This is a genomic window from Pseudomonas sp. K5002, assembly GCF_013386655.1.
Classification (GTDB): domain Bacteria; phylum Pseudomonadota; class Gammaproteobacteria; order Pseudomonadales; family Pseudomonadaceae; genus Aquipseudomonas.
Window position 1 is genome coordinate 1 of sequence record NZ_JACARK010001443.1, and the last position, 591, is coordinate 591.

Below are 591 nucleotides of genomic sequence, written 5' to 3' on the forward strand. Positions count from 1 at the left end.
AAGAAACGGATATGTACTCAGCCAGACTGAACATATCTCATACCCCCCAACCCACCACGCAACTATTGGTTACAAGTTGGTGATAACCTCACCGTTCCCCCACCCAGACCCGTCTCCCCGATGCCCAGTGAACCCGCGCTGCTGTTACGTCACCACCGCCCTTTCATCGCGTTCTGGCTGGCGCGGATCTTTACCGCCAGCGGTTTCCAGATGCTCACCGTGGCCATCGGCTGGAACCTCTACCAACTGACCGGCAACGTGCTGGACCTGGGTTTGGTCGGCCTGGTGGAGTTCGTACCGCGGGTACTGTTCATGCTGCACACCGGCCATGTGGCCGACCGCTATGAACGGCGCAAGGTCGCAGCCATCTGCCAGACCGTTCAAGCGTTGATCGCGCTATCCCTGGCAATCGGCGGACTGACCGGCAATGTCACCCGCGAGATGATTTTTATCCTGGCATTCCTGCTGGGCGCAGCCCGCTCGTTTGAAATGCCCACCACCCAGGCCCTGCTGCCGAGCATCGTGCCCACTGCACTGTTTCCCCGCGCCGTGGCGTCGTCGCAGTCGGCGCAGCAATTGGCCACCATCGTG

1 protein-coding gene is annotated in these 591 nt (G+C 60.7%); it reads left to right on the forward strand.

Going from position 1 to position 591, the window contains the following annotated elements; translation table 11 throughout:
* Positions 1–120 precede the first annotated feature (120 nt).
* Positions 121–591: MFS transporter (locus HX846_RS37070; RefSeq protein WP_178967444.1), on the forward strand; the 471-nt coding region annotated here is incomplete at its 3' end.